At 42.9% G+C, this 26,367-nt stretch carries 22 protein-coding genes and 1 pseudogene; 1 reads left to right on the top strand and 22 read right to left on the bottom strand.

Translation table 11 applies throughout. From position 1 onward, the window contains the following. Positions 1–141: 141 nt before the first annotated feature. From HMPREF9624_RS07945 to HMPREF9624_RS07970, 6 genes are all read right to left on the bottom strand, one after another. Positions 142–1,146, bottom strand: coding sequence for a LacI family DNA-binding transcriptional regulator (locus HMPREF9624_RS07945; protein WP_009537321.1), 1,005 nt, complete (start codon positions 1,144–1,146; stop codon positions 142–144). Between the two features lie 93 nt (positions 1,147–1,239). Then, positions 1,240–1,986 (bottom strand): gamma-glutamyl-gamma-aminobutyrate hydrolase family protein, encoded by a 747-nt coding sequence (locus HMPREF9624_RS07950; protein WP_009537322.1) that lies wholly within the window; start codon positions 1,984–1,986, stop codon positions 1,240–1,242. A 137-nt stretch (positions 1,987–2,123) separates the two neighbouring features. After that, complete coding sequence (locus HMPREF9624_RS07955; protein WP_009537323.1) at positions 2,124–3,425, bottom strand: TRAP transporter large permease; 1,302 nt, start codon at positions 3,423–3,425, stop codon at positions 2,124–2,126. Beyond that, positions 3,418–3,933 (bottom strand): TRAP transporter small permease, encoded by a 516-nt coding sequence (locus tag HMPREF9624_RS07960; RefSeq protein WP_009537324.1) that lies wholly within the window; start codon positions 3,931–3,933, stop codon positions 3,418–3,420. The genes HMPREF9624_RS07955 and HMPREF9624_RS07960 overlap by 8 nt, the downstream gene beginning before the upstream one ends. A gap of 43 nt (positions 3,934–3,976) precedes the next feature. After that, on the bottom strand, positions 3,977–5,092 hold the full coding sequence (locus tag HMPREF9624_RS07965; RefSeq protein WP_009537325.1) for a TRAP transporter substrate-binding protein: 1,116 nt from the start codon (positions 5,090–5,092) through the stop codon (positions 3,977–3,979). An 80-nt stretch (positions 5,093–5,172) separates the two neighbouring features. Next, positions 5,173–6,192 carry a uroporphyrinogen decarboxylase family protein gene (locus tag HMPREF9624_RS07970; RefSeq protein ID WP_009537326.1) on the bottom strand — a complete coding sequence of 340 codons (1,020 nt, stop codon included), beginning with the start codon at positions 6,190–6,192 and terminating at the stop codon, positions 5,173–5,175. A gap of 121 nt (positions 6,193–6,313) precedes the next feature. Here HMPREF9624_RS07970 and HMPREF9624_RS07975 point away from each other — a divergent pair, with 121 nt between their 5' ends. Beyond that, positions 6,314–7,045 carry a GntR family transcriptional regulator gene (locus HMPREF9624_RS07975; protein ID WP_009537327.1) on the top strand — a complete coding sequence of 244 codons (732 nt, stop codon included), beginning with the start codon at positions 6,314–6,316 and terminating at the stop codon, positions 7,043–7,045. Between the two features lie 154 nt (positions 7,046–7,199). On the opposite strand, the gene HMPREF9624_RS07980 is transcribed toward HMPREF9624_RS07975, so the two are convergent. From HMPREF9624_RS07980 to HMPREF9624_RS08055, 16 genes and pseudogenes are all read right to left on the bottom strand, one after another. Then, positions 7,200–8,504, bottom strand: coding sequence for an L-cysteine desulfidase family protein (locus HMPREF9624_RS07980; protein ID WP_009537328.1), 1,305 nt, complete (start codon positions 8,502–8,504; stop codon positions 7,200–7,202). Positions 8,505–9,005: 501 nt separating this feature from the next. Beyond that, positions 9,006–10,886 (bottom strand): PfkB family carbohydrate kinase, encoded by a 1,881-nt coding sequence (locus tag HMPREF9624_RS07985; RefSeq protein WP_009429156.1) that lies wholly within the window; start codon positions 10,884–10,886, stop codon positions 9,006–9,008. Between the two features lie 3 nt (positions 10,887–10,889). Continuing rightward, positions 10,890–11,897, bottom strand: a complete 1,008-nt coding sequence (locus tag HMPREF9624_RS07990; protein WP_009429524.1) for a nucleoside hydrolase — start codon at positions 11,895–11,897, stop codon at positions 10,890–10,892. Beyond that, positions 11,894–12,457, bottom strand: a complete 564-nt coding sequence (locus HMPREF9624_RS07995) for a YczE/YyaS/YitT family protein (protein WP_242822636.1) — start codon at positions 12,455–12,457, stop codon at positions 11,894–11,896. Before HMPREF9624_RS07995 ends, HMPREF9624_RS07990 begins: the two co-directional genes overlap by 4 nt. 129 nt (positions 12,458–12,586) lie before the next feature. Beyond that, the gene (locus tag HMPREF9624_RS08000) at positions 12,587–13,552 is read right to left on the bottom strand and encodes a nucleoside hydrolase (RefSeq protein ID WP_207635485.1); all 966 of its coding nucleotides are present in this window, start codon (positions 13,550–13,552) and stop codon (positions 12,587–12,589) included. Positions 13,553–13,615: 63 nt separating this feature from the next. Continuing rightward, positions 13,616–14,530, bottom strand: a complete 915-nt coding sequence (locus HMPREF9624_RS08005; RefSeq protein ID WP_009537331.1) for an ABC transporter permease — start codon at positions 14,528–14,530, stop codon at positions 13,616–13,618. Next, positions 14,527–15,615, bottom strand: a complete 1,089-nt coding sequence (locus HMPREF9624_RS08010; RefSeq protein ID WP_009429181.1) for an ABC transporter permease — start codon at positions 15,613–15,615, stop codon at positions 14,527–14,529. Before HMPREF9624_RS08010 ends, HMPREF9624_RS08005 begins: the two co-directional genes overlap by 4 nt. After that, entirely contained in the window at positions 15,606–17,168 is a 1,563-nt protein-coding gene (locus tag HMPREF9624_RS08015) for an ABC transporter ATP-binding protein (RefSeq protein ID WP_009429848.1), read from the bottom strand. The genes HMPREF9624_RS08010 and HMPREF9624_RS08015 overlap by 10 nt, the downstream gene beginning before the upstream one ends. A 112-nt stretch (positions 17,169–17,280) precedes the next feature. Next, positions 17,281–18,405 carry a BMP family lipoprotein gene (locus HMPREF9624_RS08020; protein WP_009537332.1) on the bottom strand — a complete coding sequence of 375 codons (1,125 nt, stop codon included), beginning with the start codon at positions 18,403–18,405 and terminating at the stop codon, positions 17,281–17,283. Positions 18,406–18,527: 122 nt separating this feature from the next. After that, positions 18,528–19,457 (bottom strand): ribokinase, encoded by a 930-nt coding sequence (locus HMPREF9624_RS08025; RefSeq protein ID WP_009428780.1) that lies wholly within the window; start codon positions 19,455–19,457, stop codon positions 18,528–18,530. Positions 19,458–19,687: 230 nt separating this feature from the next. After that, positions 19,688–20,057 (bottom strand): annotated as a pseudogene (locus HMPREF9624_RS08030) (IS256 family transposase); the annotation flags it as partial. 274 nt (positions 20,058–20,331) lie between these two features. Next, a complete protein-coding gene (gene pgmB / locus HMPREF9624_RS08035; RefSeq protein WP_009537334.1) occupies positions 20,332–20,967 on the bottom strand; it encodes a beta-phosphoglucomutase in 636 nt (211 codons plus the stop codon). Further along, the gene (locus tag HMPREF9624_RS08040) at positions 20,957–23,233 is read right to left on the bottom strand and encodes a glycoside hydrolase family 65 protein (protein ID WP_009537335.1); all 2,277 of its coding nucleotides are present in this window, start codon (positions 23,231–23,233) and stop codon (positions 20,957–20,959) included. The genes pgmB and HMPREF9624_RS08040 overlap by 11 nt, the downstream gene beginning before the upstream one ends. Positions 23,234–23,297: 64 nt before the next feature. Continuing rightward, entirely contained in the window at positions 23,298–24,122 is an 825-nt protein-coding gene (locus tag HMPREF9624_RS08045; RefSeq protein ID WP_009537336.1) for a carbohydrate ABC transporter permease, read from the bottom strand. Then, the gene (locus HMPREF9624_RS08050; protein WP_009537337.1) at positions 24,122–25,042 is read right to left on the bottom strand and encodes a carbohydrate ABC transporter permease; all 921 of its coding nucleotides are present in this window, start codon (positions 25,040–25,042) and stop codon (positions 24,122–24,124) included. Before HMPREF9624_RS08050 ends, HMPREF9624_RS08045 begins: the two co-directional genes overlap by 1 nt. Before the next feature lie 43 nt (positions 25,043–25,085). Next, on the bottom strand, positions 25,086–26,309 hold the full coding sequence (locus HMPREF9624_RS08055) for an ABC transporter substrate-binding protein (RefSeq protein WP_009537338.1): 1,224 nt from the start codon (positions 26,307–26,309) through the stop codon (positions 25,086–25,088). Between the last annotated feature and the right edge of the window lie 58 nt (positions 26,310–26,367).

The raw sequence follows: 26,367 nt of genomic DNA on the forward strand, positions 1-26,367 counted from the left end.
TGAGTAATCGTTTGCGCAATTTAGGCAAAATTACAAAAGCGGATAACGCCCGCCTTTGGAGCGATATCCGCTTTTCCATTTTTAACGAGAATGGCTCACTTTCATAATGAGTATCGCCCGTTGCGCGTACGGGTATCCTGTTTAGTCGGTTGATGCTCTGACCGACAAATATACGGGGAGATAAAAATGCGTACTCGATAGGGGCTCTCCCGTTAAGCGTCTGACCAGTGCGTCTACGGCAAGCTCCGCCATTTTCCCTACATCCTGGTGGACGCTGGTAAGCCCCGGGCCGGTAGTAAATGCCAAATCACAATCGTCGAAGCCTACAATCTTGACCTCTTCGGGAACCTTTATATTTCCCTCTCTCAAAGCAGTGTAGACTCCTGTTGCCAAAGTATCCGTAGTACAAAACAAACCGTCATAGAGAAAGCCGTTTCGCATCTCCTCTCGAATGCGGGAGTAAGCACTCTGAATCAAAGCATCTCCGATATCCAGCACATCGACCTTTTCTTCCGGAATGCCCGCTTCCGAAAGGGCCTTCAGAAAGCCTTCTTTACGGGAATCCTGGTTGCAATCATTGCTATTTGTTCTAATGATGGCCAGCCTTTTACAGGAAGCAATTCCGAGTTGCTTTCCGGCAAGATAGCCCCCTTTATAATTATCCGACTCTATCGTAATATCCTCTTTCTCTCCGCCCCTTGCCGGTCGATCCAAATAAACCGTCGGAAAACGGCGGAGGCTTTGATGATAACGCTTTGTTGAAATCATAATAAAGCCGCAGACATGCTGTGCTTTTAAAGAGTGCACATGCTCTTCTTCCAACGACAGGTTTTCATTGGTATTTCCTATTATGGAGGAATAACCGCGCTGAAACAGACTGGTTTGAATGTTTAAAACCAGCTTTGCAAAATGAGGATTGGTAATATCCGGCACAATGATTCCCACGGTTTCCAGATATTTCTTTCGGAGTCCTTTCGCCGTCTGATCTATCACATAGTTATTTTCTTCGATCAGTTTCTTGACGCGGCTCTCTGTCTCCTTGGAATAGCGCCCATTATGGTTTAGGATTCTTGAAACCGTCGCCGTAGAAACTCCGGCCATTTTTGCGATATCTTTCATTGTCAAGGGGCGTTTTACACCGTTCATCTTCTGCTTCCTTTTTTGTATTGGTGATTTCCATGTTCCTTTTTTGTTTTATCTTTTTTTCATTTCCCGGTATATGCCGCTTCTTTCCGTACTCTACTGCCTGTTCTTTCCGTATTCCCTTGCTGCATCTACCAATGCGCGGAAAAGCTTTTTCATATCTTCATCCTTCTCCTGAAGCATCTCCGGATGAAACTGTACTCCGATGCCGAAAGGATAATCCTTCAGCTCTATGGCTTCCACTACATCATCAAGGGCTCTCCCGGACACTTCCGCGGTATCGGGAATCCTTTTTAAGGCCTGATGATGGAAGCTGTTTACCTTGATTTCCTCTCTTCCGAGAATCCGGCTAAGCCTGGATTCCGGGGATAGCTTGACACTGTGTGTCGGAATACTCGGTCCATGTCCCTGAGAATGCTTCAGACTTTCCGTAGTTTTCTGAGACAAATCCTGATACAGGCTTCCTCCCTCTGCCACATTCATTAACTGGCAACCGCGGCAAATTCCCAGAACCGGAAGAGAACGCTCCTTCACCAGCCGATAAAGAGTAAAATCAAACTGATCTCTTTCCGGGCAAATTTCTTCGAGCTTGGCGTGGGGCTCCTCCTGATAACGGAATGGAGAAACATCATGTCCTCCGGAGAAGATTACGCCGTCTACCAAGTCCAGACTCTCCTTCAAATTTTCTTCCGAATCCTCCAAGGGAAGCATCAGCGGAACAGCCCCCGCTGCAATAACGGACTGAATATAATCCCGATTTACATAGATCCTTTCATATCCCGCAAAGTCTCCTTCCCGATCCACCATGATGCTGGTAGAAATTCCGATAACAGGTTTCTTCATTTTTTCTTTCCTTTCCATTGACCGGCCTTACCGACCACTCTACAACCAGAACATTATGCCATAGCGAAATGAATTTTAAAAGGAGCTTTGCACCGCAGAAAGTGATGCAAAGCTCCTTTGTTCCTGATTTTTCTTCCTTATGACGGGAACGCCATAGGCACAACCATTCTCGGAAGGAAGAGGAAAAGCTCCGGGAAAATGACACCGATTAAGATGATTCCCACCGTAAGACCTATGATGGGAAGAACGCTCTTAAACGCTGACGGAATGGAGATTTCTCCTATCTGTGAAGTAATCATCAGGCAAGATCCGTAAGGCGGGGTTACCATTCCCAAGGAAAGGGTAAGTACTACAACAAGTCCAAGATGGACATCATTTATATTGACCACTTTTCCAAGCTGCTGAATAATCGGCAGGAAAATAATGATAGCCGTAATCGGACTTAAGAAAGTACCGATGAAAAGCAGGAAGAGAATCAGCAATACATAAACTCCGATATAGGAGTTGGTAATGGACAAGATGGCATTCGCAATCATTTGCGGCGCATTCAAATACGCAATCAACCATCCCGTGATTCCCGCTGCGGAAACCGCAAACATACTTAAAGAGAAATCCAGCGCAGTCTTCACGAAGATATTCGGCAATTCCTTAACGCTGTAAGTTTTATATACACCAAACATTAAAATTAACGCATAGAAACAGGAAATCGCTGCCGATTCCGTTGCGGTAAAAAATCCGCTGCTGGTTCCTCCGAGGATGATTACCGGCAGTAAAATAACGGGGATACCGCCATAAAGTGCCTTTGCTCTCTGCTTCCAGGTATGCTTTGCTCCGCGGGGATAGTTGTACTTCACCGCTCTATAATAAGTATAAATACACTGTGCAATGGCAATCATAAAGCCGGGAACAAAACCGGCGATAAACAACGCACCGATGGAGGTTCCACTCATTGCACCATACACTACGAGCAGTACGCTCGGCGGGATGATTACGCCCAGTGTAGAGGAACAAGCTGTAATGGCAACGGAGAATCCCGGATCGTATCCGGCCTTCTTCATTGCGGGAATCAGCATGGATCCGATTCCTGCCGCATCCGCCTGTGCGGATCCGGAAAGGTGTCCGAAAAGCAAGCTGATTAAAACGTTTACATGACCCAGTCCTCCACGGATATGCCCCACGAAGGCATCGCAGATTTCAAAAAGCTTGTCCGTGATACCACCCTTGTCCATAAGCTGAGCAAGGAACATGAAGAGCGGTACCGCAAGAAGCGAGAAATTATTCACGGAACTGTACATGTTGTTAATCGCACTGGTTAAAGGAATTTTCAGCATTACCATGACAATCATGGAAGAAAGACCAAGAGCATAGGCAATGGGAATCTTGATCATTACCATAACCGTAAAGCTGAGCAAAAGGACGATCAGCAAGTTGTTATCCATGTATTGCCTCCTTCTTTCCGAAAAGACTCGACATATGGCGGAAGTCTTCCGCTAAATTCAAAATCGTATACCACATCATAAAACATCCTGAAAGAGGAATGCAGGCGAAAAAGTAAGCCTGTGGAATATTCATGGACGGAGAAAGTCTCACGAGTCCCATAATGGTGTACTGATACCCGTAACGAATTAAAATGTAGAAAAATATAACGCCGGAAATGTCTCCTACAATATCCAAAAAACAGTTTGTTTTCGCAAATTTCTCCGGAAGAAATTCCAAGACATAGTGTTTTCTATAACGAACCGCAATGGCACTTCCGAAAAATACAGCCCAGACAAAGAAAACCACGCTTAAATCATTTGCCCATACCATAGGTACTTTTAGGATATTTCTTCCTACAACCTGAAGGGAAATAATGACTACAAACACTGCTACAGACACTCCTCCGATGATTCTGGAAATCTTCTCCAGAAGGTCGGAGAACATCTTTATACCCTTAGATAGATTCATCCTTTTTCCTTTCCAGTAAGCTTCGATACTTCTAAAGCCACTATTACTTCTTCATTTCCTTCTGTACCAGCTCCAGTAAATCTTCACCCTTGCAGCCCTTTGCAATTTCAGGATAAAGCGGCTCTACCACTGCCTTAAACTCGCTTCTGTCCGGCTCACAAATCTTAACGCCGTTTTCCTTGGTAAGCTTATCGAGAAGAGTATCGTCAGCCTCATCGGCTACCTTTGTTCCCAGTTCTGCAGCTTCCTTGGAAACCTCAAAGAGAAGTGTCTGGTATTCAGCCGGAAGCTTGTTCCAGGTGATCTCACTGCAAGTAATATGAGACGGTGTGAACTGGTGCGCAGTCTTAACATGGTAAGGAGCAACCTCATAAAGTGCATTGGAGTTGTAAGCTGCGAGCGTACACTCGAAAGCATTTACCGTATTGGTCTGCACGCCGGAATAAATATCGTTGAAGCTCATGGATGTCGGAATGGTTCCCAGGGCGGACCATACCATAGACTCCGTAGCGGAGGAAGTAACCCTCATCTTCAAGTTCTTTAAGTCTGCGAGCTTGTTGATTTCCTTATTGGTGTGTAAATCTCTCTGTCCACCGTTGGAAAGGCCGAGAAGCTTTAAGCCCAAGCTGTCATACTTTCCCTGAACATACTTGAATACTTCACCGTCCTGAGCAAGAATGCTCTCAAACTGATCTCTACTGTCAAAAAGGTACGGCATAGCCAGAATCTGATACTGAGAAACGAACGGAGCAGCATTCTGTGTTCCTCCTATTACCATATCCAAGGTTCCCAGTCTCATATCATCGAACATAGCCTCATCATTTCCAAGCTGTGCACCGGGCGCCACGGAAACTTCGATTGCTCCGTTGGAACGGTCGTTTAATTCCTTCGCCATGAAGTCTGCCATCTTTACCCAAGCATGGTCACCGGATACTACAGTACCGATTTTTAACTGGTACTCACCCTTTGCATGAGCCTTGGTCTCTGCTGCCGCGGTGGTCTCTTCCTTCTTCTCGCCATCCTTCTCTTCTGCAGCCTTCGTCTCTGCGGACTTAGTCTCTGCGGCCTTAGTCTCCGCAGCTTTCTGCTGATTTCCGCAACCTGTAGCTGCAACCAGCATGCTTGCCGCCATTGTCACAAGTAAAGCTTTTCTAATCATCTTTTTCCCTCCTGAAAATGTTCTATCATTCAATGCCGCCACTATGGCAGGACACTAAATTTCTACTTGTTTTTTCGTTTTTAATCTTTCTCCACCGCAGCTCTTACTGCCTTTAAAAGTTCCTCGGGGGATCTTGGATCCGCTACACAACCGGGTGCCACAATCAGGCCCTTTCCTCCTGCCATCTCAATGGCCTCGTGAATATGCTTCTTGATATTCTCTACTGTCATCCCCTCTGTAGACATAATGCTGTCATACTGAAGCGCTGTTCCCACAATCGCAGGACCTTCCTTTAATCCACCCATGAATACCTTGTTTGTCTTCTCACGGGCAGTCTTGAAATCCGGCTCAGTCTGTCTGTCATGCCAGTTCAAAATAGGAAGCGGATACTTTTCAAGAGTATCAAACATGATGTTCTTCCCGTGAATATGTACAACATTGAACCAGGTTTCCTTGTTGTAGGAAGAAATCACACGTAAATCGTAGGGCTTACAGAACTCGGCATATAAGGTATCGCTCAGCATATCGTAGTTTGCCAGCTGTGTTGCAAAGAAGAATCCGCTGACACCGGCCTCAATATTTGCCTTGACAAAATTAATGGTCGTCTCGGTAATTACCTCCAAAGCATGGTGAACCTTGTCCGGGTGCTCCAGCATGTCGGAGAGCAGTCTTGCGCCGGCGAGCTTCTTTAAACTGGTTGCCGGGCTAAAAATCGTCTGCATATACGGTGTGTTCGGCTTGATCAACTTGGAAGTCCACTGCGCAATCTGTAAGGTTCTTCCCCAGCTTCCATGAGTCGGAGCCAATACTTCCAGCTTCTCATAGTCTTCCGGACAGGTAATCGCAGGCTCAATGATCTCAACCTCTTTGTAAGGGTCACAGAAAATCTTCAGCTTAGCTCCCCAGTCCGGTGTCATGTAAGCTCCGAACGGCATCATTTTAATGAAATCATAGTCATACTTTTCATTAAATGCCACCATAGCTTCAGCTAAAGATCTGGAATCCTGGTCATACTCGGACATGTGCATCCAAACGCTCACAGGGACTCTGTCCGGCTGCTTTCCTTCCAAAACTGCACGTATTCTTTCCTCTCTGTTCATACCTTTTTTCCTCCTACAATCTATTCTCTTCTGTGAAAAACTTGATATTTATAGCAAATGTGTATACAATATGTATATACATTTAGCTTGTAAATATATATTTAACTCGGGAGCATCCGACATGAAAAAACATCAAAACTTTAAACCGAACTATATGCAGATACAGGATTATATCCTCTATAAGATAGAGAGCGGGGAGTATCCCGTCGGCAGTAAAATTCCTTCCGAAGTAGAGCTTGCGGAGATGTTTTCCGTATCAAGAATCACCGCCAACAAAGCAATCAAGGAACTCTCCATAATGGGAATCTTGGAACGAACCAGAGGTCGCGGTACCTTCGTTAAAGATTTTTCCGAAGAAAAAAACAATTCCAAGGCTTTCGTATCTGCCGTCAAGTTGGAGTTGAATGCGAAAAGACAACACCAGCTTCTGCAGTTTAAACTCATCAGCCCCTATCCCGAGCTTAGAGAAAGCTTCGGTTCAGACCAGGGCGATTCCTTCTACGAAATTATCCTTGCCAACAAGAGTGCTTCCGGCATTGAGTCTATCGATTACAGCTACATCCCCTGTTCCCTTGTTCCGGATATCCTTCCCAACCTGGATTCACTCTGCAACCATTTTATATTTAATTTTTTAAAAGAACAACCCATCGAACCGCCGAAATATTTAAAAATATTTGTTAATATTCCGGAGTATAGTTTTTTGGAGAGCGCCAAATCCTTTCTCGGAACCGAGCAAAACATCAACATCTGGAAAACCAATGTTTATGACCAAAACATGAAGATTCAGTCCTGTATTTACACCGCCTGTCCGGATTCTTCCGCAGAAACACCGCTCTTTACCTTCTTACTTTAATTGCACAGTTTTCCCATTGAACCGAAGCAATTTCCATTGAATCGAAGCAATTTCCGCGAAAAGAAACTGCTTCGGTTTTTTCATCTTAACGAATATTGCTCGTGAAGTATGCAGTATGAGATTCCCCGCTTTTAAAAAATGGCAGCTCGGCTCTTTAATTGTCCAGCATGATTTTTAAGATTTCCTTATCCGTCTCGCGCATTCCTTCTCTTCCAAGTCTTCCTACGCTGGCAATCATGTTCTCAACACCTGTTTTGACAATACCGTCTCCGCCGACAAACTGCTGTCCTTGACAGTACATCTCATATCCCATGATTCCGTTTTCTACGGCAAGTCCGATTTTAGCCGCACAGGAAGCCTTCGCTCCGTCACAAATCACTCCGGAAGCAATTGCCAGGCTGTTTACAAGGGTGTGCTCAATCTCATCCAAACGGCCGCCCTTCAAGTAGGTAATTCCGCAACCTGCCCCAACACCGGCATTGACCACACCGCAGTAGGCGCTAAGTCTTCCGATAGGCGTCTTCTGATGGATAGCCAGTAAGTTGGAAAGCACCAAGGCTCTGTACATCTTTTCCTTATCTATACCCAACTCTCTTGCGTAAACCACAACCGGTACGGATGCCGTAATTCCCTGATTTCCACTTCCGGAATTGATAATAACCGGTAATTCACAGCCATTCATTCTCGCATCACTTCCCGCAGCCGCCATAGCCCTTGCTTTCAGCTTAATGGCCGCTTCTCCGCCCTGTTCCAAAACGGACTTGTTGGAAGCGAGAAGTACACTGCCGATATTTGCACCGTAACTGTTCTTCAGTCCCTCTTCCGCAATCGCCATATTGTACTCAATCTGACGGGAAATCAAATGCTCAATATCCGCAATTTCTACGGAATCCGCAAAGTCCAGAATCCCCTCAACACTCATGAAGGATCTATCCGTAATGTTATTTGCCTTATTGTCTTTACTAATTTCCTTGGAAAGAATGACATCCTCTCCCTTTTGAATCAAAACGATATTGGTATGATTGTCCACGATTCTGACTCTGGCAGAGTCATTTCCCTTATATACGGTAATGTCGATATCAAAAATCAAGCCGGAATCCGCAAGATCCACCTTGATTTCCGTCGTCTTCATGTATTCCTTAATCTTCTCAATCTCTTCCGGTGTAACGGAAGCAATGACCTCGAGCTGCTTATCCGCCTTTCCGGCAACAATTCCTGCTGCAACAGCTGCATAAATTCCTCTCATATGGCCGGTATTCGGCACTACAACACTCTTTACATTCTTAATAATATTGCCGCTTGCCGCAAGGAAAACTCTCTCCGGAACATCCCCCAGCACTTCTCTTGCTTTTGCAGCCGCATAAGCAATGGCAATCGGCTCCGTACACCCCATTGCAGGGAGCAATTCCTCTTCCAGAACGCTCACATATTTCTGATACACATCATCTGTCCGAACCATATCCTTCTCCTTTACATAAACAGCCTGAATCATTCAGCTTTTTTGTCACTTTTATTTGTATTAAATTATATATACATATTTATATTGTGTCAATCATTCACAAGAGACAGTGCCATGATTTTTCTGACTTGTTATTTTTACCAAAAAAAGCGTCAATAATCGATAAGCTGTTATCCTTTTTCTCTCCACAAAAATCGAAATAATCGCGAAAAGTTCAAAGGCAAACCAACTAAAGCCTTACAAATACTTTGCATATCTACTAAAGAAACTCCTCAAATATCCAAGAGAAAATATTCCTGAGGAAGAATTGAAAAAACGATGCCTTCGTCGGAGGTATTACCGGATAGCTGTAGGAAGATTAAAAGCAGATAAGAAAAACCTGCCAGTCTGAGAGCCGGCAGATTTCGTTGGACAGACAGGTTATTTACCATTTACAAAAAACAGGGTAAGTGAGTTTGATTTTCATAAAACTCCAACGCCCTGTTTTTTAGCGAAAATCATTTAAAGTAAATCAAAGATTTCCGGTTTAAACTTCATAATAAAATTTTCCAGCGTATCCTTATCTGCCAAAGATGAGGCTCCTTGTTGTGTTGAAGAATAGGCTCCTGCACAGTTCGCAATCTCCAGTGCAAAATCAAGACTATAGCCTTTTAAGAGATATGCCACAAAGGCACTAATAAATGCATCCCCTGCTCCCGTGCTGTCCACAGAAGATACTGAAATTCCTTGAATGCTTTTTTCTCTATCCTTATTTACAAAATAACAGCCCAGCATACCCAAGGTGACTATCACGTTTTTCACTCCCTTTTTCAGGAAATATTGAGCCGCCTCCTTATAGTCTTTTGCTTCAGGAACTAATTCCATAATTTCACTTTTATTCGGTACAAGACAGTCTAATAGTGGCAATACTTCATCTGGAAAAGAGGAGCAGGCACTAGGCTTTAAAATAGTCTGTATTTTCCTCTTTTTGCACAAAAGACAGGCTTCAAATAAAGCTTCCGTTGAGACCTCTGTTTGCATAAGACAGTACTGAGCCTCTGCAAACAAAGCCTTATTTTTCTGAATATAAGCAGCATCTAGCAAAGCATTTGCACCTGATGCCACAGAAATCATAGAATCTCCATCTTTCTGAACAAAGATATAGGCTCTTCCTGTCTGGACATTTTTATCTCTTTCAATTCCACTACAGTCAATATGTTCTTTATGCAGTGTGGAATAAATCAGGTTCGAATCCGCATCTTCGCCCACTATGCCGATTGGAAGAGGTGTAATCCCCAGTCTTTTTAACCCAATAGACTGATTCAAGCATTTTCCTCCGGGATACTGTGAAGAATATCTTGTCGTAACGGTCTTCCCGCTTTCCGGCAAAGACGGGAAAATAAGATAATGATCTACGTTGATACTGCCTACAAGAACTACTTTCTGCGAATCCTCATTTACAGGGGCACCCATAGTATCCTGTTTTAATATAGAAAAATCATAAGAAAACTTCTCCTTTACAGATTCTCCATTTTCCACTCTACTAATCAGCTTCTGCATACAATATGAAGAAAAACGACGATGCGGAATTATATAGGCCGAGAGGTACGGGTTACGGTTTTCTCCCTCCTCGTCCCCTCGCAGACTAAGGAGTGATATTCGCTCGGGAATAGAATAAGAATGCTCTTCGCAAATTTTTTGTACTTCTTCTCCTTTTTTTGCAGAAATAGAAACAATCCCCGTAAATGCTAAGTCCTGCAAGAATTGTTTTTCCATTTCTTCTTTTGTGAAAGAGGAAAATTCCGTTTTGATTTTTAGCTCATGTTCTACCAAGGCTCTACAATAGCCATTATGAAATTTATGTCCATTCCTGCTCTCTTCTGTATAGCAGGCGATATGCCGATGTCCCAAGCCAATCAGCTCATTTGTGATAAAGTAAGCCATTTTCTCATAATCGAGCGGTTTAATATCCTGGCTACTCTCGACTATAAAAAAAGGAATTTTACTCTCTTCCAAAAGCTTCTTACTATCTTCATTGAGTGGAAGAATTGGTTCCCATAAAATACCATCTAATTTTCTTGCAATCAGTAAATTGATTTGACGCCTTTCTTCCTCATACGAAGAAAAGGAGCTTAAGACAAGACTGTGGTAGCCTTGTCTTTCTCCTTCTTCCAAATAGCCGATGACTTGCATAGGGTGGTCAAAACTTCTGAGTAGTACTGCCACCTGCAGACTTCGGCTTTCCAGTTCATCGACTTGCAAGGGCAAAAATCCGCATTCTTTTGCTAAATTTAAAATTCTCTCTTTCGTGGCAGGATTGATATTCTCATCTTTATGATGCATGATTTTAGAAATGGTGGATGAAGACACCCCCGCCAAACGAGCGAAATCTTTAACTTTCAAGCTTTATTCTCCATTTATAATCGTACGTATAAAGAGATCCATAAATCTCTTTCCGTCTACTGTTTTCGCTATCCTTACATTTTTCATTTTTCGATCCGGATAGTCGTAAATCTGTACCCCATTAAAAGCAATGGTCTGGCCTCTTGTTAATCTTCCTTCCAGAGCGACTTCTACATGGCAGCGTTCACTATATGTGCAAAGCTTCTCCTCCACAGCAACTGCCGCCGTAATCACATCATCCATCGGAAATCCCACGAGATGAAAATAGCTTCTCCACACATCTATGTAAATCGGGAATTTCTTCAATATATAATCCGACACGGAAGACTTACCGTTACTTGTTATATCAAAAAGTGAGTCTCTTGTAAGCATGGAATCGGCAAAAAGATTATTTTCACAAATATCCAAAGGCACCAATGTCACGGGTACACCGCTTGTTAAAACAAGTTGAGCCGCCTCCGGATCCGCAAAAATATTGTATTCCGACACCGGCGTAATATTACCCGGAATATGGAAAGCTCCTCCCAGGACATATATTTCACCTAGAAGAGGTACGATGGATGGATCTTTTTGGATGGCCATGGCCAGATTCGTGGTTGGTCCAGTACACACCAGGGATAAGTTTTCTTTGTACTGATGCGCCATGCGGATGATAAAGTCTACCGCAGATTCTTTTTCTTCCACAAGCTTGGTTTCTTCGGACTTATTCATTTCCACTAAACGATCCCCGAATTTTTCTTCAAGAGAAGCAAAAAAATTCACCGGATCCCCTAGGAGATTCTTCTGTTCTTTCACCAGGGGACCTTCCGCTCCACGGTAGACCGGAATTTGTTTTCCTGTAACTTCTACCGTATGAAGTGCCACCCGAGTGGCCTGCTCAATACTCCCCGCAGCTCCACTCACTGTGCTAACAGCCAATAAATCAAAATCCGGATGGAGGGCCGCAAAGAAAAGTGCCAGTATATCATCTCCTACTGAATCAATATCTAAAATAATCTTTCGATTATTCATAGTGCCTCCTCTTTTCCTTTCAAAAAAATATCTAAAATCCTCTCAATACTGGGGCGAACAAGCTGTACTGTCGGCCCGGTCAGGAAGGCAGCCACCACGGTACCCACACCCACAGTGCCTCCAAGAATATAGCCAATTACCACAAAAGCGGTATCTCCTATAACTCTGACCAAACGATACTGTACCTTGGTTTTCCTGCTGATAATCTCAGAAATCAAATCAATTGCTCCAACCCCTAAATCCGCCTTAATATAGGTCGCAATTCCACAGGACATAATAAAGAGTCCTACAAGAATCAAAACCAGCTTTAGTAAAAGATGAATTTCTCCCTGTACAAGAATTGTTAAAATCTTCCGTACAAAATCTGCTGTATAGCCGATTCCGAAAATGGCAATAACAGAAGAAATATTAATGAAACTCTTGTCTATAAAAAATACGATAAGAAGAATAATCACGTTAATCAGTGCAGAGGATGTACCATAGGAAATACCAAATACTCTTCCTATTCCCAGCTCAAATACACTGGCTGGATCTACTCCCATGCCGGAATACAAAAACATAGCTACACCTATTCCACAAAGAATAAGTCCTACTAAGGATATTATAATTCTTTTCCACATTTGATTCTTCATTTTTCAACCCTTTATTCATTCTTCCGTTAAAATCTTTACTTTATTTCCAAATTTTCTTTAGCCAAGTCTTTTCATCGCTTCAAAAAAAGTTTTTACAAATTCTTCTCTGTGTACGCCTGTTAAAAACTTGGTATTCCGAACAACCTTCTTACCAAAAAGCTTCTTTTGGTAGTCTACCGTATCCACCACCGTCATTCCTCTTGTTAATTCTCCTGTGACTTCCACATCTACGTTACATTGTACACTCTCAAAAAGTTCAGGATGTACTAATGCTGCGATAGCACAAGGATCATGCAAGGTACAACCGGGAAATCCCTCTACTTCATAGTGGTATCGACTGAAATAATCAATCAGTTCTGCGACAAAAATAGACATTTCATTCCCCTGCGCACGCAATATTTCATTTTCTTCTCTCGTAATATATGCTTTCTGTGTCACATCAAGACCTGCCATAACGATAGGTAATTCACTGTTAAAAACCACCTTAGCCGCTTCCGGATCTGCAAAAATATTGTATTCCGCAGCCGGAGTCCAGTTTCCAATGGTTCCGCCACCCATGATATAGATTTCCTCAATTTTCTGCTTTAGTTCCGGTCTGGTAATAAGGAGCTGTGCAATATTGGTTAAGGGGCCTATTCCCACAAGTGTAATTTTCTCTTCGGATTCTTCCAGAATCTTTTCCATAAGCTTAAGTGCGGATATCTCTACCGGAGCAAATCCATTTTCCGGAAGTACCGGTCCTTCCAGACCGGATTCCCCGTGTACCAGCTCTCCGCCGATGACCAGTTTCCTGATAAGGGGCTCTTTAGCTCCCACGGCAACCGGAATATGCAGCTGTTTCGCTTTCGTTAGAACACGAATGGCATTATTTGTCACCTTTTCAATGGTCTGATTCCCCGCCACAGTGGTGACTGCCTTAATTTCCAAATTCGAAGAAGCCAATGCCCATAAAATCGCCATTGCGTCATCATGTCCCGGGTCACAATCTATTATGATTCCTCTTTTTCTATTCTCCTGCATCATAGTTTCCTTTCTCTGCTTTATTCCACTTTTTTCTACAGCGTTTATCCTGCGCTGATACATCACTTACTTTGCTTTATCTGCATTCCTTTTAATCGAGTACAAAATCAATCCTACTATCGTCGCCATATACGGAAGCATCTGTACGAGCTCCGGAGGGAACGTCGTTACCTGTAAGCCGTAAGAAAGCGCCTCCGCTACTGCAAATAAAAGAGAAGCCATGGTCGCACCGATGGGAGTAGAATTCCCCATAGCATCAGCCGCAAGAGCAATAAAACCTCTTCCTGCCGTCATGTTTTTCGAGAACCAGGTTACATATCCCATTGACATAAATGCTCCTGCTATACCTCCCAAAACGCCACTGATAGCCAAGGCGATGTAACGAGTTTTTAATAAACTGACTCCCACTGAAGATAAAGCCTTCGGATCTTTTCCCGCAGAACGAATACGTAAGCCTAGCGGTGTTTTATACAAGAGAATATAAACCACAAAAACCATAAAGAATGAAACATAGGAAAGAATATTGTGGTTCGACAATATTTTCCCAAGCACCGGTATTTCCTCAATAATAGGAATGGGGATACTGGGTAATTTTCCAGAGTCCAAAGCCAAGGTTGTTCCTTTATCCTTGACTACCGCATACATGAAATAAACGGTTCCCCCTACTGCCATAGTATTAAAAGCAATACAAGTCAGTACGCTGTCTGCTTTCAAGCTCATGGATACATATCCAATTAAGAGAGAACAAATTACTCCCACCAAAATAGCCACCAAAAGACCAACCCACGGTCCACCTAAAAAGGCACTGGCAAATACTCCCGCTAGAGCAGAAATGAGCATGATTCCTTCTATTCCAATATTGGTTATTCCAGCATTAGATGTAATCACTGCCCCCAGCGAAGCCAAAACGAGTGGTGTCGCCACACGAATTAAAGAGTAAAAAAACGAACTGGTAAAAATCACTTTCACTAAAGTTTTCATTCCTTTCCTCCTTTATCCCCTGCTGTCACACGTGTAATCACCTTATGATGATATTTCTCCAAAAAGGCATTGGCTGCCACAAGTACAATCACTAGAGCTTCAATAATGGCAACAATCTCCGAAGCCACATCCGACTTCTTATACATATAGTCTGCACCAATTCTTAAGTACGCTACCGCAAAGGCCGCAATCGGAATATAGGCAGGATTTTCTTTCGCTAAAATATTTAATACCACACCATCAAATCCATAACCCGGAAGAGCAGACCATTGGAAACGGGAGTACATTCCGAGCATCTCCGCACCACCACCTACCCCGGCAATAAAACCGCCAAGCAATTGAGACATCATAATAATCCCGGTTGTGCCAATTCCTACATATTTTCCAAATTTAAGATTCTCACCGACAATTCTTAACTTCATTCCCCACTTAGTCTTATAAATAAACTGCCAGGTGAAGACCACAAATACTGCAACTAAAAAGATACCATAATGCAACCTGGTCTTAGGAATAAGATTTCCTAAATTCACTCCCTCCCTAAACGGGAAAGAAGCACTGTATGCCGAACTTGGATCTTTTGCTACTTGGTTAAAAATAAAGGTACCAATATAGAGTGCTACATAATTCAGCATAAGCGAAAGCACTAATTCACTACTGTTCCACTTCACCTTGCATATACCAGGAATTCCGCAAACCAAAGAACCGACGATGCCTGCCAAAAACAAAGCAAGAATAATCGAAAGCACAGGGGGAAGAGGCATATAAATGGCAACAATCGCCGAAGTTAAAGCTCCCAGAAAAAAACCACCCTCCGATGCTAGATTAAACTGTCTTGCCTTAAACATAACACAAACAGACAGACCTGCAAAAGTCAGCGGAATCGCTGTTTCCAATACCGTACTGAAACGTCTTAATGTTGTGAACGGCCCAATAAAGAGATTTAATAGAGCAGAGAACGGATGCTCTGTAGAAAATGCCATAATCACAAAAGAAATAAAAAATGCGATAAAAACCGCTACCACAAATCGAATAATAGAAAAATAACGATTATAACGATCCACTTTTGCATTCATATTCATCGCCATATTTTTTCCACCTCCTCTTTGCTCTGGTTCTTTACGCCCAGCATGTAGTATCCCAACTCTTCTTCCGTGAGCTCCGCAGTATCTTCAAAGTACGCGTTTATTTTTCCATTCCACATCACTACACATTTATCACTCAGTTCAAAAACTTCATTCAAATCAGCAGAAATAAGTAAAACAGCTGCTCCAGCATCTCTAAACTCAATTAATTTTCTTCTAATCAATTCCGATGTGCCTGCATCAATTCCTCTGGTGGGTTGCTCCGCGATGATGATTTTAAAATCCTCCGTCAATTCTCTTGCTGCAACCACCTTCTGGATATTTCCACCCGAAAGCATATTCACCTTCTGCTTGGACGAAAAACAAAGTACCTGGAAATCTTCTATCCATTTTTTTGCATCCTTTTCCATCCTGCTTTCATCCAAAAAAACATTTTTTTTCAAATATTGATCAACCTTGCAAGCAAAAATATTATCCCGAATACTCATTCGTTCTGCAGATCCCACCGACATTCTGTCTTCCGGAATATAAACCACGCCCTTTTCTCGAAAGGCCTTGGGCGAATAGTCCTGCATTCTTTTATTTTCAATGAGAATTTCTCCCTCATTCTTTTCTTTCATACCAGACAGGATCTCTGCAAGCTCAGACTGCCCATTTCCTTCTACTCCGGCTACACTCACGATTTCTCCGGCATACAACTTAAAGGAAACATGATCCAACATCATTTTCCCAAGCTTATTGGTATAACACAGGTCTTTTGCCTCTAAACAAAGCTCTCCTTTTTTTGCCGGTAGCTTATCGATGTGAAGCACGACATCTCTTCCTACCATCTTACTAGAGATTTCTGCCGGGCTAGTGTCCTTAACTTCTTTTGTTTCTACTGTTACACCATGTCGCATAATGGTCACTCTATCGCAGATCTCCATGATTTCATTCAACTTATGAGAGATGAAAATAATAGTGTGCCCCTGCTTCTTTAAATTCCTCAACTCTTCAAATAAATTTTTTGTCTCCTGCGGTGTCAAAACTGCGGTAGGCTCATCCAAAATGAGAATTTTAGCTCCTCTTACTAGGGCTTTTAAAATTTCTGTTTCCTGCTTTACACCCACACTGACATTTTCAATTTTTTCCTCCACATTTATGGAAAAGTTATACTTTTCCGCCACTTCGGAAGAAATCTTCAACATCTCTCTTCTATCCAAAAAGAACCCATTTTTCTTAGGTTCTTTACCGAGGACAATATTCTCGGCAATGGTCAGAGATTCGACTAACATAAAATGCTGGTGAACCATCCCTATCCCTAAATTTATGGCTTTTTTCGGACTATCCAAGGTAACTTCCTGCCCATTCAGATAGATTTTCCCCTTTTCAGGTTGCTCCATACCGAAAAGAATCTTCATCAGGGTGGATTTTCCCGCACCGTTTTCACCTATTAAAGCATGGATTTCTCCGGCAACAATTTCCAGATTGACATCTTTATTGGCCACCACACCGTTGGGATAGACCTTTACGATTCCTTCTGCTTTTAAAACTACTTTGCTATTCATATCGCCCATGGTTTGAACCTCCAAACTAGGAACCCAAGAGTAAAGAAGAGCCGCGCGCTTACGCACGGCTCTTATCACAAACAAGCCACCCTACGTGATACACGCGGCACATTATCCTTTACTACGGTTTTACTGCATTTCTAATTTTATCCAATTCTTCTGTAGACATACCGATTGCGGAGCTAACCTTAATCTTACCATCTACTACTTCCTGCTGAATTTCTTCAATCTTTGCTTTTTGCTCGTCTGTGAAAGAGGCATTATAAATGTCATTCTTTGCAAGTCCCACGCCCTCTTCCGCGATACCAAGGCTTTCTGCAGCTCCCCATTTCAGCTCGCCCTTTAAGTCCTTATCAATAGCACGGAAAATTGCATCTCCGACATTCTTTATCATGGAGGTCACAATATGTTCTGCCGTCTTCTTATCCCCCTTATTTTCATAGGCGGTAGACTGGTCAGAATCCACACCGATAATCTTCTTATCCTGTTCTGTAGCAGCCTCAATGGAACCAAGCCCTGCAGGACCAGCAGCAGCAAAAACAACTCCCACTCCCTGATTAAACTGTACAATGGCATGCTCTTTTCCCTTTGCAGGATCATAGTAGTCACCAGTATAGGTGCTAATCACTTTCACGCCTGAATTTACACTCTGTGCTCCCTCAATGTATCCTACAAGGAAGTCATTGATTGGCGGAATGTCCATTCCGCCGATAAAGCCGATTGTTCCACCCTCCTCTACAGAAAGCCCTGCTGCAGCACCTGCAAGGAAAGATCCCTCGTTTTGCTTGAAGGTAGCACAATATACATTGGAAAGATTAGCAGCCTGGAAATCTACCACATTATCGATAAGGATGAACTTCTTCTCAGGATAATCCGGTGCCAACTTCTGCACCGGCTCTACCATAGAAGGAGAAACAGCGATAACATAGTCAACAGGCTCATCCGCAGCATCCGCCAGTGCAGGCTCCCACTTCGCCTCATCATCACCAGTTTCAACCACCTTAACATCCATACCAAGTTCATTTTTCAGTCTTTTCATCCCTCTGTTGGCAGAGTCAAAAAAGCCTAAATCTCCAAGATTACCGTTGATAACCAGAATAGCTTTCTTTCCAGAAGCCGCTTCATCTTTTACAGCATCCCCGGCAGCTTCTGTCTTGTTCGAATTGTCAGTCTGTACCTTAGCACCCCCACAAGCCACAATAGCCATGCTCATCAGAAGCATCGTTGCAATACTACGTTTTTTCATTTTTTCCTCCTCATAGAATATAATTCTCACACCTTTTCAGGCAACTTCTTGTAGCTTATACTCAGTATTTTTACTTTTAGTTCCTCTATGATTCATTCTACTATTTTTAATTTTTTATATTCTTACTTATGGTTTTCGACATGCAACATTGCTTCTTCCCAAAGGGGAATACTAGCCGCTGCTCCGGGCTTGGAAACAGAGATGGATGCCGCTGCACTAGCTAATTCTAAACAGTCTTTCACCAAAAGCCCCTTCGTAAGTCCTGCGAGGAAATATCCGCAAAAGGTATCTCCAGCCCCTGTAGTATCCACTACCTTAGTTGGAAAAATATCCTGTTCTACACGAGTATTCTCGTCAAAGTACACAGAACCCTTTTCACCTAATGTTATTACAAAAGCAGCTTTGGGAAAGGCTTTTCGCAGATCTTCTTCCCTAATTCCATGCTGGTCAACCCAGCTTTCCTCCTGCCCAATATTTAAATGCTCTCCTCTTAAAATTTCCACAGCTTCTATCTCATTCATAATGAATAAGTCGACATCTTTAAGAGGATACCCTAGTATCTTTTTATCTAAAGGAGAGGGATTGAAGGCAATCGTTAGCCCTCTCCTCTTAGCTTCCTCTATCGCAAATGCGACATTGCTTATCTCATTTTGTAACAGCAGAATATCTCCCTTAAGGAAATTCCCTAAAACTTTCTCGATAAACTGCTTGTCTAACTCCTCATTTGCACCGCCACTTATGATGATATTATTCTGCCCCGCCTCATCTATCTGAATAATGGCGTGCCCGCTGACTTGCTTTCCCTTTTCCAGGTAAGTCAAATTTACCCCCGAATCTTCTAAGGCCTTCCTGAGGATAGCACCATCCTCTCCCACCTTTCCGGCATGGTAAACTTCCGCACCAGCTCGGGATAGAGCAATGGACTGATTAAGTCCTTTTCCACCACAATACTCCCGATAGGACTTAGCCTTAATGGTTTCTCCGGGTCTCGCAAAATGTTCCACAGAATAAGTCTTATCAATATTGAGCGAGCCAAGATTTACAATTTTCACTCTTCACCTCTGTTCTTCACTTCCACTCACTTCAGAATACCGTGATATTGCCTCAGAAATTATTTCCGAAATATGTTTCCTTATACACTTTTACTATTTTTGAATCGTATTGTCAATAGAAATTCTATATTTTAACGAAAAAATCTTGCTATTCTTTTCATTTTTTAAAGAATGAGTTATAGAACAAAATGTGTTGATGGCTAATCCCAATTAGCAAATGTATTATCTATTCAATGAAGGTCGCTCCACACAATAGTATCATCCCAGATGTATAGGCTTTTTTCTAATTTTTGCTTCTCATTCACATTTTTATATAGTCTGGCAATACTTTTATCTGTAGGCATTACATTTAATATTTCAGACGAAGAAAGCGGCTCCGGAGAGTGCATATAGCATCCAGTAGACCGCTTTTATTCGTCTTTCTATAGATAAGCCTCTATGGTTTCTTAGCATTTCCATAAGTCGGGAGTTAATACCACCTTCTATTCGGTTATTCGTTGATGACGCGATAAAATCTGTAGATAATTCATTATAAGGTATGTTAAAAATATTTTCTTGTATAAGTCTTAGCAATGAGCACTCTGCCTTTAGTATTCTTTTTGCATGCTTTACAAAGCCAGCGGTGAGATCCTGCTTTGGTTTTCCCAATTTAACAGATTAATTTCCACAAACAGGACATTTTACTTGATTCATTTAATCTTCCTCCAATGAGTATAGTTTTTAGGGAATATCCCCCCACAACCCGTTATTACACAAGGAGTTACAGCATTTTCATCAACACGTTTTTTCCTATATGCCTTTGCATGCTCTCCCATTTTTCAATCCAAATTCTTCCCAAAAGAAAAATCCGCCAAAAAGAAGGCGGATTTTTCTGCTATACAATTTTCAGAATTTCCCCGAAGCACTTTACCTTATAGTCGGAAAGCCCCTCAGGTACAGCATCTCCTATCGCGATACTTTTCATTCCTCCCGCCCTTGCTGCTTCAATTCCGGACTTTGCATCCTCCATGACGATGCAGTCGGAAGGATTTAACCCCAACATTTCCGCAGCCTTTAAAAAGACTTCCGGATCCGGTTTGGTTCTTGTAATATTCGTCCCGTCGGAAATGGCGTCGAAATACTCCATTGCTTTAAGACGCTCTAAGATATGCTTTGCATTTCTACTGGAAGAGCCGATAGCAAGCTGATAGCCCCTTCTCCTAAGTTCCGACAGAGTATTTTTCACCTCTTCCTGAAAGTCCCCTTCCGTCATTTCTTCCAGATAAGAACGGTAGAGTTTGTTTTTTTGATCAAGGTAGCGCTCCGTTTCCTCGCTACTCAGCTTTCCGTCATATTTTTCCAGAATAATCTGAAAACTCTCGGCCCTGCTTACCCCTCTTAATCTTTGGTTGATGTTCTCATCAAAATAAATCCCCAGATCATCCGCTATCTTTTTCCACGCAAGATAATGAAACCGGTCCGTGCTGCAGATTACCCCGTCCAAATCAAAAATTACCGCTTTATACTTCATTTGCTTCCCGCTTTCTTATGGTATAGGAATTGTCCCCTTTAATCGTAATTTCCGTAGCTTCTCCTCTATGCATAATACTGAATTGCAATTCCTCCCATTCTTTGGGCATGTGAGGTTGTAAATGAAGCTCTCCGTTTTCATCAAGGGAGAGACCTGCAAAACCGAAAACCACGGTCTGCCAAACTCCACCGGTATTTGCCGCATGGATTCCTTCACGGGTATTTCCCTGAATATTCCATAGGTCCAGGAGTGCCGCCCGCCTTAAATAGCGATAAGCTTTAGAGGAGTCCCCTATTTTCAAGCCCATAATAGCATAAATGCTGGGGCTTAAGGAAGAGCCGTGCAAAGTCCGCTTCTCATAGTAATTGTAGTTTTCCCGAATTGTCTCTTCGTCAAATTCCTGTCCGAGCAAATGCATGAGCATAACCACATCCGCCTGCTTAATGAGCTGCGTTTCCGTCACACTCATTGTCTTTAAGATTTCGGGTCTGATTGGCCAGTCATTCTTGTCATACTTCTCTATCAGAACTTCGTAAAGGTCGAAATATCCCTCGAATTGCTCGAAAATCTTCGTGCCTTCTTTCTTCGGGATATAAATTTTATCACTGATTTCCTTCCAAGTTTCCGCTTCTTCCTCCATGAAATGAAGCTTCTCACAAAGGCTTCGATACTCCGCCTCCCGTGAATCTTTCATTTCCGTTATTAAGGAGCTTACAAATCGAAGACACCATTTCACCAGATAGTTTGTGTAAACATTGTTATTCACCGGTTCATGCCACTCATCCGGTCCGGTCACTTCACGGATTTCATACAGCTTTAGCGTCTCATTGTAAAGTACTCTGCTTGCCCAAAATCTTGCCGTCTCCACAAAGATTTCCGCTGCTTCCTTATAGAGGAAGTCCGTATCTCCGGTCGTTTCCGCATATTTGTACGCACCGTACATCACAGCAGCCGTAACATGGTGCTCATATTTAGCCACATAGCAACGGTAGCAGGAACCGTCCGGTTCAATCGTCCAGTCCGGACACTGCTCTGTTCCGTCATCAGCGGACTCCCAGGGATACTGTGCACCTTGATATCCGTTTTTCCGCGCATTTTTTCTCGCCGCATCAAGAAGTCTGTAACGATAGCATTCCAGTCTCTTTGCTTTTTCCGGGAAAACAAAGGAAAAGAAAGGAAGCATGAAGAGTTCCGTATCCCAGAAGGCATGACCCCCGTATTCCTCTCCGCTTAGAAGCTTTGCGCCGACATTGACTCTGTCATCATACTCACTTGCGGTACTCATCAGGTGGAAAATGTTGAAACGAACCGCGCGGTCCAGCTCAAAATCACCTTTAATTCGAACATTCGCGCGCTTCCACATCGTATCATAAACCTTTTTATGCGCTCTGTGCTCTTCCGTGAAGCCCCTATCTCGGAAACTCTCCAGTTCTTTAAAAACGGAGGGGCGAATTGCCGCTCTTTCACAGTCCTTCTCTGTAAATACGGAAACATATTTTAGAATTTCTACCGTCTTTCCCTCTTTCACCTTGCAATCCGCAAATTCCAAAGCTACTTCTCCGAAAGCGCTGCATCTGCGATTCCGAAGCACTTCTTCCCCGTTTTCATAGGCATGAAGACTCGCTCCCGTCCCGATATGAAGCAGGTCATCCCTTGTCTCCACCTCAAGATAAATATTGTCTTCCTTTGCACTGTTTTCCGTGACCACGCTATGCTTTACCTTAAACCTCGGTGCATCACAGAAGTTTAGGATAGATCCGTTAATGCTGCTTTCTATTTCCAAAATACCGTCATAATTTAAGGGGGTAAAATACACTTTCATGCCCATTCGATGAACATTTTCCCTGCTTAAGAAACGCACGGACTCAATCAGACTTTCTCTACCTGATTCATCTCTTAAAAGGACATGTTTGTAGAGCGTCGCCGTCTTTAAGTCCAGCGCTCTCCTATACTCCAGAATTTCACAGCGCTCTACAGAAAGCAATTGCTTCTCTACATAGAACTTTAATTCACTCCAGTTGGGTAAGGTGACGAGTTCCCGCATAAAGGTTTCCGACTTATCAAAGATTCCGTTTATATACACATAAGGAAGGGAGGGGTGATTCCCCTCCTCCTGTACACCTCGTATTCCCATATAGCCGTTCGATAAGGCAAAGAGGCTTTCAAACTGCAGATTCTTCTTTGCATCATATTGATCCTCGGAAATCAGCCAAGAATCCTCCGACATTGCCTCTCTCAATATTTTCGAAAAATTGTCTCTAATCATCGTTCCCCCTCATCTTGCATTTTTATGACTTAATGGCGCCCCTGATTCCTTTTGACGGCACATTTTATGACTTAATAGCACCGCCGGTTCCCTCCACGATATATTTCTGCGCAAGGATAAAAGCCAAAATTGGCGGAATAATCATAATCACAGTGATACACAGCATGGGAATAATCTTTGTTCCATGCACTCCTTTAAAGGCCGCCAGTCCCAGCGCCAAGGTGTATTTCGATCGATCCTGTAAGAATACCAAAGGACCGAGATAATCATTCCAAACGGAAATCATATTCAGTACCGCAACCAGAATGAGGGACGGCTTCAAAATCGGCATGAAAATCATCCAGTAAATCTGAAAGACATTGGCGCCGTCGAGTCTTGCCGCCTCTTCAAAATCTTTCGGCACGCCCAAGAGGAACTGTCTCATCAAAAAGATATAGTATGCCGAACCGAACCAAGCCGGAATAATGAGAGGTTTTAAGGTGTTGATCCAGCCAAAAATTTTAAACTCCATATACAAGGGAATCATCGTAACATCCCAGGGAATCATCATGGTGGAAAGCAGTACCATGAACAAGAAGTTTTTCCCCTTGAATTCGAATCTGGCAAAGCCGTAAGCCACCAAAGAGCAGGACACAAGCTGTCCCAAAGTGGTTAAGACGGTAACCAGAACCGTATTGAGAAGAAAGGTGTTGAAGGGCTGTGAATTCCAAGCCTCAATGTAATTGGAAAATCTCCACACCTCCGGGAAAAGCTTCGGAGGATAGGCAATGGCTTCCGTTTCCGTTTTCAAAGAGGAAAAGAACATATAGATAAACGGAGAAATAAAATAAATCGCAATAATTACCAGTAATATCTCTATTACAAGATTGGTTTTCTTATCGGTCTTCATTATTTTTTCCCTCCCTTCCCTTTTTTCTTTTCCGTTGTTTCACTTTGATAGAATACCCAAGCCGATGAAGAGCGGAATACCACTGCGGTCAAGAGTAAAATAATGATGAACATCACCCATGCATTGGCACTGGCATAGCCCAACTTATGATGCTTAAAGGCATTGTTATAGGTATACAGACCGTAAAAATAAGTGGATTTCAGAGGCCCGCCGCCTGTTAAGAGCATAACCAGGGTTACCTGCTGGAAAGATCCGATTATGGAAGTAATCAAGTTAAATAAAATGGTAGGGGAAATTAAGGGAAGGGTAATCGAGAAAAAGCTGCCCACCTTGCCTGCACCGTCTAAAGCTGCCGCCTCATAGAGATCCGTCGGGATTCCCTTGATATCGGTATAGAAAATCAGCATCATACTGCCCACACCGAAGGCGCTCGCAAGAATCACGGCAAAGAGCGCCCAGGCGGGGTCTACCAGCCATCTTGGCCCTTTAATGCCAAGGAGCGAGAGCAGGTAGTTTAAAACACCGTAGTCTCCGTTCAAAATCCAGCCCCAGATAATGGACACTGCAACACCGGAAATCACGGTCGGAATGTAAAAAAGAGTTCTGAAGAACTTCACCCCTCGAACATTCTGGGTAATCAGCATGGCAAGAAATAGGGCTATACAAATATTTAAAGGGACAAATATCGCCGCATACTTGATGCTGATCAAGAGAGATTTCCAAAATTGTGCATCTTTGGTAAACATCTCTTTGTAATTCCCGAACCCCTTGAAAACAGGGGTTCCGGCAAGAGACCAATCAAAGAAGCTCATCACCAAAGATAAAATCAAGGGCCCTATGGTGAAGACAAGAAATCCTATGATCCATGGCATAATAAAGAGGTAAGGTGTTAACCCTTTCAGTTTTTTCTTAAACTCCATTTTACCCGCTCCTTGAACAGCATAAGTTTAGAACATGAACGCATTAATTTAAAACGGATGCAATGGCTTCTTTTACATCCATGAGAGAACTCGGATTGTACATTTCTTCGAAAGCAAGCTCCAACTTCTCGGAAACCTCGGACCATTTATCCATGATAAAGCTTGCAGGAGTATACTCTCCACTCTGATCCAGCATCTCATAGAAGGGTGCGTATTCCGGCTTCTCCAGAATCTTCTCGCTTTCTACAACGGACATCAGAACGGGGAACTCTGTTCCGATACGAGTCTTGTTGCTTTCTTCACTTGTCCAAAACTTTACAAATTCCCAAGCCGCTTCCTTGTTTTTACTGCTCTTTGCAATGGCTACTCCGGAAGAACTTAAAATACTTGCCGACTTTTCCGAACCGAAAGAGGGAAGTTTAGCCAATCCGAAATTCACACCTTCTTCCGTATACTTCTTTACAGCCCATGCCCCGTAAACAAACATACCGGTCTGTCCCGCCTGAAATTCATCTCCTCCGGACTTCTCTGTAGCTACAGCATAGCCGTCTTTTTCCATATCCTGGAACATCTTATAGGTTTCGAGTGCCTTATCGGAATCCACATAGCCTTCCATCTTTCCGTCTTTGCCGCAATAAGCGGTTCCGTTGCTCCAAAGATACATTTCATAATCATAGGGATCCGGCTTCATGGAGAAAGAAAAGCCCTTTACCCCGGTCTTCTCATAAATCACCTTTGCCTTTTCCTTTAAATCTTCCCAAGTCCAATCACCCTTCGGAGCTTCCACTCCGGCCTGTTCAAACAAATCCTTGTTATAGTATACGCAGTGTGTCGTAAACCCTACCGGTAAACCGTAGATCTGTCCGTCATAAGAGTTGTAATTCCAGAGTGTACTATAGAAATTCTTCTTGTAGTCCTCTCCCTCTTTTTCAATATAGCTGTCAAGCGGTTCCAGCCCTTCATGATATGCAGGATAGTTCCACATATACATCACATCCGGTGCGTCTCCCGATCCCATGGATGCACTGATTTTTGTGTCAAAATCCGAACCATAGGCTTCCAACACAACCTGAATATCGGGATGCTCTTCATTAAACTTGTCAACGAGCTTCTGCTGTGCATCGACGTCATCCGCTGTATCCCAAGAAGCAAAACGGATTGTGGTCTTCCCTCCTTTAGACGTTGCTTCCTGCTTATTTCCGCAGGCAGTCAGCCCGAAAAGTACGGCTGTCATTCCAATCATAGCTAATTTGATTTTTTTCTTCATTTGAGAATCCTCCTTGTTTTAGTAATTTTATTTTAATTATTTACCTAGTAAAAGTAAA

Origin of the sequence: Oribacterium asaccharolyticum ACB7 (assembly GCF_000238075.1) — a bacterium.
Classification (GTDB): domain Bacteria; phylum Bacillota; class Clostridia; order Lachnospirales; family Lachnospiraceae; genus Oribacterium; species Oribacterium asaccharolyticum.